The organism is Oxalobacteraceae bacterium OTU3CINTB1 (assembly GCA_024123955.1).
Taxonomy (GTDB): Bacteria; Pseudomonadota; Gammaproteobacteria; order Burkholderiales; family Burkholderiaceae_D; genus Rugamonas.
In genome coordinates, this window is the sequence record CP099652.1 from 3,551,696 (window position 1) to 3,567,608 (window position 15,913).

Annotated in this window: 9 protein-coding genes; 5 read left to right on the forward strand and 4 right to left on the reverse strand. The window is 64.8% G+C overall.

The window, feature by feature from the left end; translation table 11 throughout:
- Window positions 1-39: 39 nt before the first annotated feature.
- Window positions 40-1,356, reverse strand: coding sequence for an SGNH/GDSL hydrolase family protein (locus NHH73_15585; protein USX24051.1), 1,317 nt, complete (start codon window positions 1,354-1,356; stop codon window positions 40-42).
- Window positions 1,357-1,407: 51 nt separating this feature from the next.
- Between NHH73_15585 and NHH73_15590 the strand changes: the two genes are divergently transcribed.
- The 4 genes from NHH73_15590 (at window position 1,408) to NHH73_15605 (ending at window position 7,488) form a co-directional block, all read left to right on the forward strand.
- Window positions 1,408-2,805, forward strand: a complete 1,398-nt coding sequence (locus NHH73_15590; protein ID USX24052.1) for a glucarate dehydratase — start codon at window positions 1,408-1,410, stop codon at window positions 2,803-2,805.
- On the forward strand, window positions 2,802-4,001 hold the full coding sequence (locus NHH73_15595; protein ID USX24053.1) for a fumarylacetoacetate hydrolase family protein: 1,200 nt from the start codon (window positions 2,802-2,804) through the stop codon (window positions 3,999-4,001). The genes NHH73_15590 and NHH73_15595 overlap by 4 nt, the downstream gene beginning before the upstream one ends.
- A 110-nt stretch (window positions 4,002-4,111) precedes the next feature.
- Complete coding sequence (locus NHH73_15600; GenBank protein USX24054.1) at window positions 4,112-4,984, forward strand: SMP-30/gluconolactonase/LRE family protein; 873 nt, start codon at window positions 4,112-4,114, stop codon at window positions 4,982-4,984.
- Between the two features lie 119 nt (window positions 4,985-5,103).
- Entirely contained in the window at window positions 5,104-7,488 is a 2,385-nt protein-coding gene (locus NHH73_15605; protein USX24055.1) for a glycoside hydrolase family 3 C-terminal domain-containing protein, read from the forward strand.
- Window positions 7,489-7,611: 123 nt separating this feature from the next.
- On the opposite strand, the gene NHH73_15610 is transcribed toward NHH73_15605, so the two are convergent.
- Together NHH73_15610 and NHH73_15615 are read right to left on the reverse strand one after the other, a co-directional pair.
- Entirely contained in the window at window positions 7,612-9,258 is a 1,647-nt protein-coding gene (locus NHH73_15610; protein USX24056.1) for a DUF5597 domain-containing protein, read from the reverse strand.
- Window positions 9,259-9,481: 223 nt separating this feature from the next.
- Window positions 9,482-11,197: a thiamine pyrophosphate-binding protein gene (locus tag NHH73_15615; protein ID USX24057.1), complete on the reverse strand. Its 1,716-nt coding sequence runs from the start codon at window positions 11,195-11,197 to the stop codon at window positions 9,482-9,484.
- A gap of 186 nt (window positions 11,198-11,383) precedes the next feature.
- Here NHH73_15615 and NHH73_15620 point away from each other — a divergent pair, with 186 nt between their 5' ends.
- The gene (locus NHH73_15620; GenBank protein USX24058.1) at window positions 11,384-13,999 is read left to right on the forward strand and encodes an excinuclease ABC subunit UvrA; all 2,616 of its coding nucleotides are present in this window, start codon (window positions 11,384-11,386) and stop codon (window positions 13,997-13,999) included.
- Window positions 14,000-14,071: 72 nt separating this feature from the next.
- On the opposite strand, the gene NHH73_15625 is transcribed toward NHH73_15620, so the two are convergent.
- Window positions 14,072-15,799 carry a tannase/feruloyl esterase family alpha/beta hydrolase gene (locus tag NHH73_15625; protein USX24059.1) on the reverse strand — a complete coding sequence of 576 codons (1,728 nt, stop codon included), beginning with the start codon at window positions 15,797-15,799 and terminating at the stop codon, window positions 14,072-14,074.
- Window positions 15,800-15,913 lie beyond the last annotated feature (114 nt).

Sequence of the window (15,913 nt, forward strand, 5' to 3'; positions counted from 1 at the left end):
TTTTTAATGGTTTTTGTGTTTATGGGTGTTGCGGGATGGTTATCTGCCGGGTGCGCATCTTTTTCGCAGCAGGTCGAGCGGGACCGCATCGGCCAGGGCGCGGTAGCCTGCCAGTGACGGGTGCAGGTGGTCGCCGGAGTCCAGCGGTTTGCTGATTTTTTTCGGGTCGGCGGGGTCGCGCAGGGCGGCGTCGAAGTCGACCACCGCGTCGAATACACCGGATTTGCGTATCCAGTCGTTCATTTCCTGGCGGTCGGCTTCGTTCTCCGGCTCCGGATGATAGTAGTCGCTGCCTGCGTACGGGGTGATGGTTGCGCCGATCATACAGATGCCGCGCGCCTTCGCCCGCTCGGCCAGTTGTCGATGCGCGAGGCGCAGATCGGCCAGCAGTTTTTTGCGGTCGGCCGGCAGGTCGGGCGTGTTGCGGTGCTGGCCGCCCAGGTCATTGACGCCGATGAACACCAGCGCGTGCGTGACGCCGGCGCGCGACAACACGTCGCGGTCGAAGCGGGACGCCAGATTTGGCCCCAGTCCGTCGCGAAGCATGCGGCCACCGCCGATGCCGGCGTTGACGATGCCCACTTGCTGGCTATCCTGGCGCAGACGCGCCGCCAGCAGGTCGGTCCAGCGGTTATTGCCGTCGGTGGTGACGCCGTAGCCGTCGGTGATCGAATCGCCGATGGCGACCAAGGCGCCGGCGCCGCGCGGGGCCTGCACGTCGACATCGCTCACCAGGAACCAGCGCCCGATGGTGCCGGCGCCGCTCCAGTCGGCGTCCATGATGCGGTTACCCTTGGTGAAAAAGCTGGTGGCGCGCGAGCCGGAATGGCTGGTCTGGCGCGGCGGCGCTTCCTTGAAATACAGCGAAACGGAGAGGTCGGCGGCCGGTTTGACTTCCAGCGCCACGGGGTCGCTATAATATTCGGCGCCGGCGGGAATCATCACCGAGGGGCTGCCGTCAAAAGTGAGCGCGCGCGTGGTGGCGCCGTCGACCTGCACTTTGCCCGGGGCCAGGGCAAGGGCGACACTGGCCGCCTCCACCGTCAATGGCGCGGTGCCGTGCACATTACTAAGCCGAACCCTCAGGCGGCTGCCACCGAGCGACAGACGCACCGTCTGGCGCAGGCTGCCGTCGCGCCAGTGAGCGGCGGGCAGCTCGTTCGCCGTGTCGGGAATCTGCTGCGCCGTGCCCCAGGAGGCGACCCAGCGGCTATCCGGCGCCGGGACTTCGCCGCCTGTGGCGGGACCGGTCAGCGATGCGCAGGCGGTAAGCGCCAGGGCGGGTACGATCGCCGCCAGGGCGGTGACTAACAAGCCGCCGAAGCGGACGTATGACGCGTGTTGACTTGGTCGCATAAATCCTTCACACTGGTTAAATGTTAGCGCTTATCATTTTAGGGTAAAGGCATGGTACAGGCAACAAATTTAGACAAGGCGGCCGCACCGGTGATCATCGAAATGCGCGTCATCCCGGTGGCTGGCCGCGACAGCATGCTGCTTAATTTGTGCGGCGCGCATGCGCCATACTTCACCCGCAATCTGGTGCTGTTGAAGGATAGCGCCGGACATACCGGCATCGGCGAGGTTCCCGGCGGCGCAGGCATATTGCGCGCGCTGGAAAACGCCGTCCCGCTGGTGGTCGGCACGCAGATCGGCCGCTACAACCGCACCCTCAACGGCATCCGCGATGCCATCGCCAACAAGCATGTCAGCGGCCAGCAGTACCAGGTGACGTCCGAGGCCGAGGCGCAGGTGCTGAAGCAGCCGCACGAGATCAACCTGCGGCTGGAGAACGTCGTCACCGCCGTCGAGGCGGCGCTGCTCGACCTGCTGGGACAACACCTTGGGGTGCCGGTTTGCGAGCTGCTGGGCGCGGGCCAGCAGCGCGACAGCGTGCCAATGCTGGCCTACCTGTTCTACATCGGCGACCGCAATCGTACCGACCTCGATTATCTGGCCGGGCATGGCGCAGCAAGCGACTGGTACCACATGCGCCACCAGGAAGCCATGACGCCCGCCGCCATCGCCAAACTGGCCGAGGCGACGGTTGAAAAATATGGCTTCCGCGATTTCAAGCTCAAAGGTGGCGTGATGCACGGCGCCGAGGAGATGGAAGCGGTGGCGGCGATCAAGGCGCGCTTCCCCGAGTCCCGCGTGACGCTGGACCCGAACGGCGCCTGGTCGCTGCGCGAGGCGATCGATATCTGTCGCGGCAAGGGCCACCTTTTGGCGTACGCCGAAGATCCCTGCGGCCCCGAGAACGGTTATTCCGGCCGCGAAATCATGGCGGAGTTCCGCCGCGCGACCGGCATCCCGACGGCTACCAACATGGTCGCCACCGACTGGCGCCAGATGGCCCATTCGCATTTACTCGGCGCGGTCGATATTCCGCTGGCCGATCCACACTTCTGGACCATGCAGGGCTCCGTGCGACTGGCGCAGCTTTGCCACGAATGGGGACTGACCTGGGGTTCGCATTCGAATAACCATTTCGACGTCTCGCTGGCGATGTTCACCCATGCTGCGGCCGCCGCACCGGGTAAAATCACCGCCATCGATACGCACTGGATCTGGCAGGAAGGACAGGAACGCCTGACGCGCGAGCCCCTGCAAATCGTCGGCGGCGAGGTCAAGGTGCCGCAGGCGCCGGGCCTGGGCATCGAGCCGGATATGGATCGTATCGAGGCGGCGCACGAACTGTATAAAAAGGTGGCGTCCACCGCGCGCGACGACGCGCTGGCGATGCGCTATCTGGTGCCCGGTTGGACGTATTACCCTAACAAACCGAGTCTGGGACGAACATGAAAAATCAATTGAAGCACGCGCCGACGGCGGTGCATTTACCTGCCGATCTGCCGCAGGCGCTGCTGGTCGGCCGCGTGTGGCGCGACGACGTCAATGGTCCGTGTGTGGTGGTGGTGCGCGATGGTGAAGTGTTCGACATCACCGCTGGCAGTGCCACGGTGGCGGATCTGCTGGACATGGACGATCCCGCCGGCTTCGCGCGCGCCGCGCAGGGCGAATCGCTGGGCCGCGTGGAGGCACTCATCGAGGGTGCGCTCAGCGCAGATGCCGCCTCGCGCAGTACGCGCCTGCTGGCGCCTTGCGATGTGCAGGCGGTCAAGGCGTGCGGTGTGACCTTCGCGGTCAGCCTGCTCGAACGCGTGATCGAAGAGCAGGCCGGTGGCGACGCGGCGCGCGCCGATGCGCTGCGCAGCACCCTGCTCAAGGACATCGGCGCCGACCTCTCGGCCATCAAACCCGGCTCGCCGGAAGCGGAAAAGCTCAAGCAGCAGTTCATCGAGCGCGGCGCCTGGTCGCAGTACATGGAAGTGGGCATCGGGCCGTATGCGGAAGTGTTCTCCAAGGCCCAGCCCATGTCGGCGGTCGGCTTTGGCGCCGATGTCGGCCTGCACCCGGATTCGAAGTGGAACAATCCGGAACCGGAGATCGTGCTGGCGGTGAACAGCCGCGCGCAGGCGGTCGGCGCCACGCTCGGCAACGACGTCAACCTGCGCGACATCGAAGGACGCAGCGCGCTTTTGCTGGGCAAGGCCAAGGATAACAATGGCTCGTGCGGCATGGGACCATTCATCCGGTTGTTCGACGCTTCCTTCACCATCGATACCGTGCGCAACGCCGAACTGCGGCTGCTGATCGAAGGCGCCGACGACGGCTTCCGCCTCGACGGCGAAAGCCGCATGCGCGAAATCAGCCGCGATCCGCTGGACCTGGTGGCGCAGACCGCCGGCGCGCACCACCAATATCCCGATGGATTCATGCTCTTCCTCGGCACTATGTTCTCGCCGATCAAAGACCGTGGCGCGCCTGGCGCCGGTTTCACCCACAAGCTGGGCGACCGGGTCAGCATCGCCAGCCCTGCGCTTGGCACGCTGGTCAACCACGTGCAGCGCAGCGACGCCATCGCGCCATGGACCTTCGGCGTGCGCGCGCTGTACCGCAATCTCGCGCAGCGCGGCTTGCTGGGGGATATGGCTTAAACGTCACAGCGGGATCAGGATCAAACCAATTACAATAAAGTGGAGATGAACAAGATGGTCCAAGCAACTTTCGGCCGCGATTACCTGGTCGATGCAGGGTGGTACGTCGCATGAGTACATTCCAGATTCAACCAGAGTGCATTTGGGCCCTGGGTGCGACCTTGGGCGAAGGTCCGGTGTGGCACGCCGAGAACAACGCCCTGTATTTTGTCGATATCAAGCAGCACAACGTGCACCGCTGCGGCGAGGACGGCGGCTTGCGCCAGAGCTGGAGCCTGCCCGATGAAGTGGGCTTTGCGCTGCCGATGCGCGGCGGCGACTTCGTTTGCGGCCTGCCGGGCCAGTTGATGCGGTTTTCGTTCGACAGCGGCGCCCTGGACCTGCTGCACGAAGTGGAAACGGATTTGCCGGGCAACCGTTTGAACGACGGGTACATCGACCGTCACGGCGCCTTGTGGTTCGGCTCCATGGACAACGCCGAGGTGCAAGCCAGCGGTTCGTTGTACCGGGTGCAGCGCAAGGGACAACCGCGCCGCAAGGACAAGGGCTACGTCATCACCAACGGGCCGGCCTGCAGCCCGGATGGCCGCACCTTCTATCACACCGATACGCTCGAGAAGACCATCTATGCCTTCGATATCGACGATGCCGGCCACCTGACCAACAAGCGCGTGTTCGTGCGCATCGCGGGTGAGGGCTACCCGGATGGTACGACCGTCGATTCCGACGGCGCTGTGTGGATCGCCTTGTTCGCCGGCGCGCGCATCGAGCGCTATTCGCCGCAGGGTGAATTGATTGCCACGGTGCCGATGCCTTGTTCGAACATCACCAAGATCGCTTTCGGCGGCCATGACCTGCGCACGGTGTTCGTCACCACGGCGCGCAAGGGTTTGTCGGAGGAGCAGTTGGCCACCCAACCGCTGGCCGGCGGCTTGTTCCGTTTCCGCGTGCCGACGCCCGGCCAGATCCAGCACCAGTTCTGAAAACGGGCTTTTCATACCCCTGAAATCGTTTTCATATTATAGTAACGCGAAATAGAAATGCAAGGCATCAGTAAAAGTAGCACCGGAACACCAACTAAAAACAATTGGAGACGTAGCACATGAAAAGTAACCGCAGGCAGTTCCTGTCCTCGATGACCGGCGTCGCCGGCTTGTCCGTGATGTCGGCGCCGATGGCGCTGGCGGCGGCCGCCCAGGCGCCTTACAAGAATCCTTCGCTGCCGCTGGAAAAGCGCGTGGACGATCTGCTGGGCCGCATGACGCTGGACGAGAAGATCGCCCAGCTGCAGTGCATCTGGCAGAAAAAGACCGAGATGCAGGATGCCGCCGGCGAGTTCTCCGCCGAAAAAGCCAAGAAGAACTACCCGAACGGCATGGGCATGTTGGGCCGTCCTTCCGACCGTCAGCTTGGCCAGGCGGCCGGCGCCGGCGACACCGGCGAAAAGGCCAACCGCAACGCGTTGGAGACCGCGAACTACGTCAATGCTGCGCAAAAATGGGCGGTCGAGCAGACCCGCCTTGGCATTCCGATGCTGACCCACGAGGAGGCGCTGCACGGCTACGTGGCGCGCGACGCCACCAGCTTCCCGCAGGCGATCGGCCTGGCGTCGTCGTTCGACCCGGAGATGGTTGAAAAAGTCTTCAGCGTGGCGGCGCGCGAGATGCGCGCGCGCGGCGCCAACCTGGCGCTGGCGCCGGTGGTCGACGTGGCGCGCGAGCCGCGCTGGGGCCGCATCGAAGAGACCTACGGCGAAGACCCGTATCTGAGCGGCGAAATCGGCAAGGCGGCGGTGATCGGCTTCGCCGGCAAAGACAAGGTGCTTGCCAAGGACAAGGTCTTCGTCACGCTCAAGCACATGACGGGCCACGGCCAGCCGGAGAGCGGCACCAACATCGGCCCGGCCGAAATCAGCGAGCGCACCTTGCGCGAGGATTTCTTCCCGCCGTTCGAAAAACTGATCAAGGAAACCAACGTCGGCGCGGTCATGCCCTCGTATAACGAGATCGGCGGCCTTCCGTCGCACGCCAATCACTGGCTGCTGCACAAGGTGCTGCGCGAGGAGTGGGGCTTCAAAGGCCTGACCGTATCCGATTATTTCGGCATCAAGGAACTGGTCACGCGCCACAAGCTGGCCGCCGATTCGAAAGAGGCGGGCTTGCTGGCGTTTAAAGCCGGCGTCGATGTCGAGACCCCGGACGGCGAGGGCTATCTGACGCTGGCGGCGCTGGTGAAGGAAAAGCGCATCAGCGAAAAAGAGATCGATGTCGTGGTGCGCCGCGTGCTGACCTTGAAGTTCCAGGCCGGCCTGTTCGAGCAGCCCTACGTTGATGCCAAGGCGGCCGACAGCCTGACCGCCACGCCCGACGCGATCGCGCTGGCGCGCCTGTCGGCGACGCGCACGCCGGTGCTGCTGAAGAACGACAAGGGTCTGCTGCCGCTGAACGCCAAGAAGGTCGGCAAGGTGCTGCTGCTGGGGACCCACGCCAAGGATACGCCGATCGGCGGTTATTCCGACATACCGCGCCATGTGGTCTCGATCTACGACGGCCTGCTCGCGGAGAGCAAGGCGCAAGGTTTCGAGCTGGCGTATTCGGAAGGCGTGCGCATCACCGAGGAGCGCATTTGGGGCAAGGACGAGATCAAGTTCGTCAAACCGGAAGTCAATGCGAAGCTGATCGCCGAGGCGGTGCAGGCTGCGAAATCGGCGGACACCATCATCATGGTCCTGGGCGACAACGAGCAGACCAGCCGCGAGGCGTGGGCCGACGAGCATTTGGGCGACCGCGCGAGCCTGGATTTGATGGGCCAGCAGAACGATCTGGCGGCGGCGATTTTCGCGCTGGGCAAGCCGACCGTGGTGTTCCTGCTGAACGGGCGTCCGTTGTCGGTCAACCTGCTGGCGGAGAAGGCCGATGCGCTGATCGAGGGCTGGTACATGGGGCAGGAGACCGGCCACGCCGCCGCCGATCTGCTGTTCGGCCGCGCCAACCCCGGTGGCAAGCTGCCGGTGTCCATCGCGCGCAATGTCGGTCAACTGCCGGTGTTTTATAACCATAAGCCGTCGGCTCGCCGCGGCTATATCGATGGCAGCACCAAGCCTTTGTATCCGTTCGGTTTTGGACTGAGCTACACGACGTTCGACATCTCGGCGCCGCGTTTAACCAAGGAGTCGATCGGCATTGCCGGTTCGACGTCGGTGCAGGTCGATGTGACCAATACCGGCAAGCTGGCGGGTGACGAGGTTGTGCAGATCTATATTCGGGACGACGTCAGTTCGGCGACGCGGGCGGTGCTGGAATTGAAGGCGTTCAAGCGCGTGACGTTGCAGCCGGGTGAGAAGCGTACGCTGACCTTCGAGATCAAGCCGTCGGATTTGTGGTTCTTTAATGCGCAGATGAAGCGGGTGGTGGAGCCGGGAAGCTTTACCATCCACGCCGGTCCGGATAGCGTGAAATTGAAGTCCGTGAAGTTGATGGTGGGGTAGTGGAGACAGGCCGCGTGCGGGCGTCGTTTTAACCCGCACGTCGGCAAACAAGGGTCGGACCCCGTATGGGGTCCGACCCTGCGGCTTAGGGTTGGCGGTCCGCTCAATCGACCGCCTCCAATCTTACCGATAACGGTACAATTTCACCTTCTGCATCGTAAAGTCGCCGGTCACCAGCATGATCTGCCGGCCCTGGTGGATCTCGTCGCCATTGAGCCAGCGGCCGTCTTTCCATTTGCCGTTCTCGTACGTCCCTTCGGTCACCTTCTCCAGCCCGACCAGGTCTCCGGCGCCGGTGGCGTCGGTGAACTTCACCGTTAGCCCTCTACCCGCCAGCAGGAACTCGTCGTCCGACAGTTTGATGATCAAACCGCCGCATCCTTCCAGGTCCTTGCTGTCGGTCTTGGCCCACGGGTTGCTGAAGCTGACCTGCAAGTTAAAGCCGCCCATCGTCACCTGCTGCGGCGATGCGTCCACCACACCGTCATACGACACCTTGGCCTTGAAACCGCGCATGTTGCCGCTGCCTTGCACCTGGTTGATCAAAGGCGTCAACTGGCGCAGCAGCCGATAAGCCTTCGGTAGCGGATCGGTGGGCTCGCTGTCCTCGACGCCGAACGGCGAAAAGCCGAACGCATCGAACTCGCCGATCGCATAGAACGCCTTGGCCGCCGCGTCATGCCGGCCGGCGTTGTCGGCCTCGGGGATGAACAGCGGATTGTCGGCCCGCTTGAACTGCGGCGCCCATTCGGTGAAGTTGGGGAAGTAGGTGTCGATCGCGAGCACGTCGAGCGACGGCGCGCCGGCCTTCCATATATCGAACAAATGCGGCAGCGGCCCGGCACTCGGATATTCGCCCGGCCGCTTGCCGGGCCGGTTCAGCGCGGCGTTGACGTACATCGGCAGCGGATAGGCCGCCTTGCCGGCGGCGGTCATGGTTTCCACAAAGGTGGCGTAACCCCAGGCCTGGAACACCTCTTCGGCGGCGGTGGACGTGCCGAATACCTCGGCCCAGGTGCCGCTGGTGCGGTGGCCGTTGGCGGCCCACAGCGCCTGCACCGACGTATGCAGCCTGGCGCGGTTGGCGCCCAGGTAGTCGGTCAAGGCCTTGGGCACCTGGCCGGCGATAGCGGCGTTGGCCAGCGGGCTGTAATCGCGCACGTCCGGCAGCATGCCGATCTCGTTCTCCACCTGCACCATGACGACGGTGCGCTCGGTGTCGGCCTGTTTCAGGTGCGCCAGCAGCGCGCGGTAGGCGGCGGTATCGGCGGCCAGCGTCTTGGGACTGAACGGCGTCAGCACCTCTTGCGGTGCGCCGTTGCGGGCGAGGGAGCGCGGGAAACGCTGTGCATCCCGCTTGACCCACGGCGGGACATAGGTCGACATCGAATTCTTCCAGGCGCCAAACCACAGCAGGATCAGTTTCTTGTCGTTGGCGCGCGCCTGTTTCAGCATCCCGTCGAGCACGGTGAAATCGAAGCGGCCCTCGACCGGCTCGATCTGGTCCCACTGCACCGGCGCCAGCACGGTGTTCAGTTCCGCGCCCTTGAGCGCCGGCCAAAGTTTGTTCAGGTAGGGCAGGTGCGATGCCGACGAATTATGCAGTTCGCCGCCGAGGACGAGGAAGGGCTGGTCGTTGACCATCAACTGCGTGGCCGTGCCTTGCTTGCGCAGGTAAGGGACGGAATTGGCGGCGAGCGCGGCGCCGCCTTCCAGCAGAAACAGCGCGAATGCGCAGGTTAGCGCTGCGCGTCGTGTCGGTGCTCGCATGGTGCTCCTGAAAATCCAGTTAAAAAAACACCGTCGCGGTAAAGCGACGGTGTACAAACTGCCCCGGGGGATGGGGCAGGAGAGCTAGAACCCGTTACAGAAAAATGCCACAAAATCGGTTGAATGATTGCGCGACCATTTCAGTGTAGGTTCGCCCTCCGGGCTTGTCAACATAAAGTTGTCAAAAAATGTTGACCGCAAACATTTGGTGTTGGAGGGGTGCTTATTTGACGAAATTGTCCTTGATCATGTCGACCACATCGCTACCCCGACCACTGAGCACCGCCTTGACCGAGTACAGCGCCGTGCCCAGGACCTGGGAAGCCTGTATGTTCGGCGGCATGACCAGTTCGAAGCGGTCGGTCGTCACGTCAAGCAAGGCCGGACCCGGGTGCGCCAGCCAGGCCTGCACCTCCGATTCGAGTTCGGCCGCCGATTCGACGCGGCGGCCGTAGATGCCGATCGCCTCCGCCACCGCCGCGAAGTTCGGATTTTTCAGCTCGGTGTAGGCGTCGAGCAGGCCCTCGACCTTTTGTTCCAGTTCGACGAAGCCCAGCGAGCCGTTGTTGTAGACGGCGACCTTGATGGCGATGTTCTCCTGTACCGCCGTGATCAAGTCGCCCATCATCATCGTCAGTCCACCGTCGCCGGACAGCGAGATCACCTGGCGCTGCGGGAACGCCTTCTTCGCGCCCAGCGCCTGCGGCATGGCGTTGGCCATGGTGCCGTGGGTCAGGCTGACCAGGGTGCGGCGCTTGCCGGTGGCACGGGTATGGCGCAGCACCCACACCATCGGCGAGCCGCCGTCGGCGGTGAAGATGCAGTCGTCGTCGGCGTGCTTGTCGATCATCGCGGTCAGGTACTGCGGGCGGATCGTGCCGCCGTCGCCCGGCGTGGCGCGCTCGTTCAGGTGTTCGACCGCCTTGTGGTGCCGTTCGACGCAGTGGTCGAGGAATTCGCGGTCGCCGCGCACCTGCACGCGCGGCAGCAGCGCCGCCAGGGTGGTGGCGATGTCGCCGACGGCGCCCACTTCCACCGGGTGGCGCCGTCCCAGGTGGGTGGGGTCGATGTCGATCTGGATGATGCGCGCGTGCGCGGGGTAGTACTGGCGCCAGGCGAAGTCGCATCCAAGCAGCAGCAGGGTGTCGCACTCGGTCACCGCGTGGTAGCCGGAGTCGATGCCGAAGATGCCGGTCATGCCGACGTTATAGGGATTGTTGTACTCGACGAAATCCTTGGCGCGCGAGGTGTGCGCGATCGGCGCCTTGATACGCTCGGCCAGCGCCATCAGCGGCCCGTGCGCGCCTTCGCAACCGGAACCCGCGTAGATCGCCACCTTTTTGCCGTCGTTGATGATTTCGGCGATGCGGTTCATTTCCGTGTCCGAGGGCCGGCTTTGCGGCTGCGGCAGGTGGACCGAGAAGTGCGGCTCGTCGACCGCCGATTCCTTGGACAGGTCGACCGGCAGGATGATCACCGCCACGCCGCCCTTGGTCATGGCCGCCTGCGCCGCCATGGTGGTGATGCGCCTGGCGTGGGCCGGCGTGCGGATCTCTTGGCAAAACACGCTGCATTGGTCGTAGATCGGCTTGTAGTCGACCTCCTGCGGGAAGTCGGTCCCCAGCTCGTCGCGGGTGATCTGGCTGGCGATCAGCACCACCGGCGAGCGGTTGCGGTGCGCCTCGAACAAGCCGTTGATGAAATGCAGGCTGCCCGGCCCGCAGGAGCCGGCGCACAAGGTCAGGCGGTTGGCGACGATGGCCTCGGCGCCGGCGGCGAAACCGCCTGCCTCCTCGTGCCGCACATGCACCCATTCGATCTCGCTGACGCGAATGGCGTCGGTGATGTAGTTCAGCGAATCGCCGGGAATGCCCCAGCAATGTTTGGCCCCGGCTTGCTGCAAGGTTTCGATAACGACTTCGGCGACTGTTTTGGCCATGATTGAATTCCTGTTTCAATGATTGGATCAGTGCAGTTTATCGCTGGTAACGGGGACGGAGCGCACGCGTCTTCCTAAGTCTTGTAGATTGGCAACGATGGCTCCAGTTGGCCATCCGGTACGTTGCCGTACATACTAATTTCCCGGAATCGATGATGCTGGGATAAATTACTATAGGAACGTTTTATGGCCAAGCACCGCCCTTCAAGCCCCGGCGAACAGACCCGCTCAGCCATCGAGACCGCCGACGCGGGCTACGTCCGCGTGCGCGGCGCGCGCGAGCACAATCTGCAGAACGTCGATGTCGATATTCCGCGCAACGCGCTGGTGGTGTTCACCGGCGTCTCCGGCTCCGGCAAATCGTCGCTGGCGTTCGGCACCTTGTATGCGGAAGCGCAGCGGCGCTATCTCGAATCGGTGTCGCCTTATGCGCGGCGCCTGTTCCATCAGATGGCGGTGCCGGAGGTCGACGCCATCGACGGCCTGCCGCCGGCGGTGGCGTTGCAGCAGCAGCGCGGCGCGCCGACGACCCGTTCATCGGTCGGCAGTGTCAGCACCTTGTCCAATTCGCTGCGCATGTTGTACTCGCGCGCCGGCGACTATCCGCCCGGCCAGGAGCTGCTGTACGCCGAATCGTTCTCGCCCAACACGCCGCAGGGAGCGTGTCCGCAGTGTCATGGACTGGGCCGGGTGTACGAGGCGACCGAGCGCTCGATGGTGCCGGACGATAGCCTGACGATACGCGAACGGGCGGTGGCTGCATGGCCCACCGCCTGGCACGGACAGAATCTGCGCGATATCCTGGTGACGCTCGGCTACGACGTCGACACCCCGTGGCGCGAGCTGCCCAAAAAGCAGCGTGACTGGATTTTGTTCACCGACGAGCAGCCCACCGTGCCGGTGTACGCGGGACTGACCCCGGCCGAGGCGCGGCGCGCGCACAAGCGCAAGGAGACGCCGAGCTACCAGGGCACCTTCACCGGTGCGCGCAAGTACGTGCTGCAGACGTTCGCCGGCACCGAGAGCGCGATCATGAAGAAGCGCGTGTCGCAGTACCTGGTGGGCATGGATTGCCCGACCTGCGACGGCAAGCGGCTGCGCACGGAATCGCTGTCGGTGACGTTCTGCGGCCACGATATCACCGAGATCGGGCGCCTGCCCTTGCAGCGGTTGGCGCAGTTGCTGGCGCCTTACGCGGAGGGCAAGCCGCCGGCCGCGAGGACCAAGGCCAAGGCGAAGGACGCCGAGCGCCATCCGGAAAAAGCGATCGTCACGCAGCGCATCGCCCAGGATCTGGTGGCGCGGCTCGCCGTGCTGCTGGACCTTGGATTGGGTTATTTGAGCCTCGAACGCGGCACGCCGACGTTGTCGCCCGGCGAGCTGCAAAGGCTGCGCCTGGCGACACAGGTGAGGTCCAGCTTATTCGGCGTGGTCTATGTGCTGGACGAGCCGTCGGCCGGCCTGCATCCGGTCGATACCGAGGCGCTGCTGCGGGCATTGGACCGGCTCAAGGCGGCCGGCAATTCGTTGTTCGTCGTCGAGCACGCGCTGGATGTGATACGGCACGCCGACTGGATTGTCGATGTCGGGCCAAAGGCGGGCCAACAGGGAGGCCGCATACTGTACAGCGGCGCGCCGGACGGACTGGCCGGCGTGGAAGAGTCGCGTACCGCGCGGTATCTGTTCGAGCGTGTCGAGCGCTCGCCGCGCACGGTGCGCGCCCCGGCCGACTGGTTGCGGTTGCGCGGTGTCGAGCGCAATAATCTGCATGGCGTCGACGCCGATTTTCCGCTGGGCGTGCTGACCAGCGTGAGCGGCGTTTCCGGCTCCGGAAAGTCAAGCCTCGTGAGTCAGGCGCTGGTTCAACTGGTGCTGGAACAGTTGGGGCAAAACGCGCCCGCCAGCGACGCCGACACCGATTTGGTCGAGGCGGCGCTGGACGATACGGCCGGCGGCGATGTGCGCGGCCGCATCGTCGCCGGCATGGAGGGTGTTCGAAGGCTGGTGCAGGTCGACCAGCGGCCCATCGGACGCACGCCGCGTTCCAACCTGGCCACGTATACCGGTTTGTTCGATCATGTGCGCAAGCTGTTTGCGGCCACCAAGTCGGCCCGCGCCCGGCATTACGACGCGGGGCGCTTCTCGTTCAATGTCGCCAAAGGCCGTTGTCCGAACTGCGCGGGCGAGGGGTTTGTCATGGTCGAATTGCTGTTCCTGCCGAGTGTCTATGCGCCGTGTCCGGAATGCGAGGGCGCGCGCTATAACCCGGATACGCTGGCGGTGCGCTACCGCGACCGCAATATCGCCGAGGTGTTACAGATGACGGTGGACGCGGCGTGGGAGTTCTTCGCCGAAGAGGCGCCGCTGCGACATGCGCTGGATGTGCTGCGCGCGGTGGGACTGGGCTATCTGCGTCTCGGGCAGCCGGCCACGGAGCTGTCCGGCGGCGAGGCGCAGCGCATCAAGCTGGCCACCGAACTACAGCGCGCCAGCCGTGGCGACACCTTGTACGTGCTGGATGAACCGACCACGGGTTTGCATCCGTCCGACATCGAGTTGCTGATGACGCAGTTGCATGGGCTGGTTGATGCCGGCAACACCGTGGTGGTGGTCGAGCACAATATGCAGGTGCTGGCCGACAGCGACTGGGTGATCGACGTCGGCCCGGGCGCGGGCGAGGAGGGCGGTGCGATCGTCGCCGCCGGCCCGCCGGACCAGTTGGCGAAGGACAAGCGTAGTCGCACGGCGCCGTACTTGTCACGGGCACTCAAGGCATCTACGAAGAACCGTGGGGCGGATTAGCGCGCAGCGCGTAATCCGCCGTACGTCACTTCTGATGGGGCGAAGCTCCCGAGCCGCGCCCCTTCCAAAGTATCACTCGCAGCTGAAGCTGGCGGCATCCTCGATGTTGCCGCTGCCTTTGTACTTGGCGGCCTTCGGATACGGGCACAGCGGACGGGTGCGGTTTGGCGACCAGTTGGCCGGCACGTCGGCATTGGCGCCTCCCGCATTGCCGGCGCCGCGCACGCTGGCGATGACGTTGTCCGGCGCCTGGCCGCGTTCGACCCACGCGACCAGCGGCGTCAGCATGTCGAACTGCTCCGCCGACGGGCCGCCGCTGCAGTGGTTCATGCCCGGCACGCGGAAGAAACGGGCGAAGTTCGAGGCGTCGCCGCCATTGGCCGCGCGCAAGCCGTCATACCAGGCGGTGGTGTCGTCGCTGGAAAAGATCGGATCGGCGGTGCCGTGGTACACCATCATCTTGCCGCCACGGCTTTTCAAGATGCCGAGGTTGGTCGGGTTGGGCGGCAGCATGAACGACAGCGCGCTTTCCGTGTACACGGAGGTAGTGGCGCCGACCCTGGCCAGCATGTTGTCGACGTTGCCGGTCAGCGCGAACTGCGGACCGTTGAAGGTCGCCAGGCTTTCCGGCGGCGCCTGCCAGATCAGTCCGACGGCGCCTGAGTCGCGGGTCAGCGGGCTGTTGAACTTCCAGTCGGCCCAGCCGCCCGTCGAGAGGCCGGCGTCGTACGGCCAGCTCGAATAGAACTTCGTCCCGGCACTGGTGGTCGCGCCCGAGAACAAGCCGCCGATGGTGGTTTTTTGCGCAGCGCTCAGGCAGCTGCCGTTGCGCGCGCCCGTGCAGGTCGGCACGTCGCGATCAAGGTTGAAGGCCGCCTGGCACGCCTGCGTGTTCTGGATCAAGCCGTCGGCGGCGCCGTCGAGCGCGTCGCATTTCGCCAGCACGGCGTTCTCGACTGTGGTGCGTTCGGCCTTGGTGAAACCGGTCGACAGGTCGCCCGGCGTGGTGGCGAGCGCATTGTAGGCCTGTGCGCCGGCAATGTTGGCGATCGCCGCCAGCGGCAGGCGGAAGCCCGGATTGCCGACCAGGAAGCCGTCGTATTGATCGGCGAAGCGGGCTGCGGCCACCATCGCATGTCGCCCGCCATTGGAGCAGCCGCCGTAGTAGGACCGCTCCGGCGCCTTGCCGTAAGCGATCTGGATCAGGTTCTTGGCCATCGGCGTCAGCTTGCCGGCCGCCTGGTAGCCGTAGTCGAGGCGCGCTTGCGGATCGATGCCGAAGGCGGGATTAGGCGCGCCGTGGCCGGCGTCGGAACTGATGACGGCAAAGCCCATGTTAAGCGCGCTGTCCAGCGGACCGCCGCCGCCGACCTGTCCGGTGGCGGGGACGATCGAGCCGTCCAGGCCGCCGTTGCCTTGATAGAAGAAGCGGCCGTTCCAGTTCAGCGGCAGGCGCATCTCGAAGCCGATCGCGTAGCGGGCGCCGTCGACGGTGCTGACGCGGTCGAACATGCGGCCGGTCACCTGGCAATGGGCCGGGACTGGTTTGCCGGCCACCCGCAGGGTGCCGGCGGCGATGCTGTTGGCGCCGGTGATGGTGGTGTTGGCGAGCTGGACCTTGGTGACCAGATCGGTGCAGGAGGGCAGCGCTGCGCCGGTGGCGGCCGCCAGACGCGGCAGGCCGGTACTGTCGAGGCTGTCGCCGCCGCCGGCGCATGCGCTTAGCAGCAATGCCGCCGCGATGGCGGTGGCGAGCGGCGGTATCGGGGCTGTGGTTGGGTTGGTGTCGCGGCTTTTCATGCGAGTTGTCTCCTCTGTTCTTGCAAAGCGATGGACGTGCGGGTCCCGCGCAGCGTTCTGATGGCTGCGTCGGGACCTGCCTGGGGGTGAAGCGGGGTGGTGCTGGGTGGAGCG

Excerpts from the sequence above, each read along its gene's own strand:
- NHH73_15590 (USX24052.1), top strand. The coding sequence starts at position 1,408 with ATGGTACAGGCAACAAATTTAGACAAGGCGGCCGCACCGGTGATCATC.
- NHH73_15595 (USX24053.1), top strand. The coding sequence starts at position 2,802 with ATGAAAAATCAATTGAAGCACGCGCCGACGGCGGTGCATTTACCTGCC.
- NHH73_15610 (USX24056.1), bottom strand. The coding sequence starts at position 9,258 with ATGCGAGCACCGACACGACGCGCAGCGCTAACCTGCGCATTCGCGCTG.
- NHH73_15600 (USX24054.1), top strand. The coding sequence starts at position 4,112 with ATGAGTACATTCCAGATTCAACCAGAGTGCATTTGGGCCCTGGGTGCG.
- NHH73_15605 (USX24055.1), top strand. The coding sequence starts at position 5,104 with ATGAAAAGTAACCGCAGGCAGTTCCTGTCCTCGATGACCGGCGTCGCC.
- NHH73_15625 (USX24059.1), bottom strand. The coding sequence starts at position 15,799 with ATGAAAAGCCGCGACACCAACCCAACCACAGCCCCGATACCGCCGCTC.
- NHH73_15620 (USX24058.1), top strand. The coding sequence starts at position 11,384 with ATGGCCAAGCACCGCCCTTCAAGCCCCGGCGAACAGACCCGCTCAGCC.
- NHH73_15615 (USX24057.1), bottom strand. The coding sequence starts at position 11,197 with ATGGCCAAAACAGTCGCCGAAGTCGTTATCGAAACCTTGCAGCAAGCC.
- NHH73_15585 (USX24051.1), bottom strand. The coding sequence starts at position 1,356 with ATGCGACCAAGTCAACACGCGTCATACGTCCGCTTCGGCGGCTTGTTA.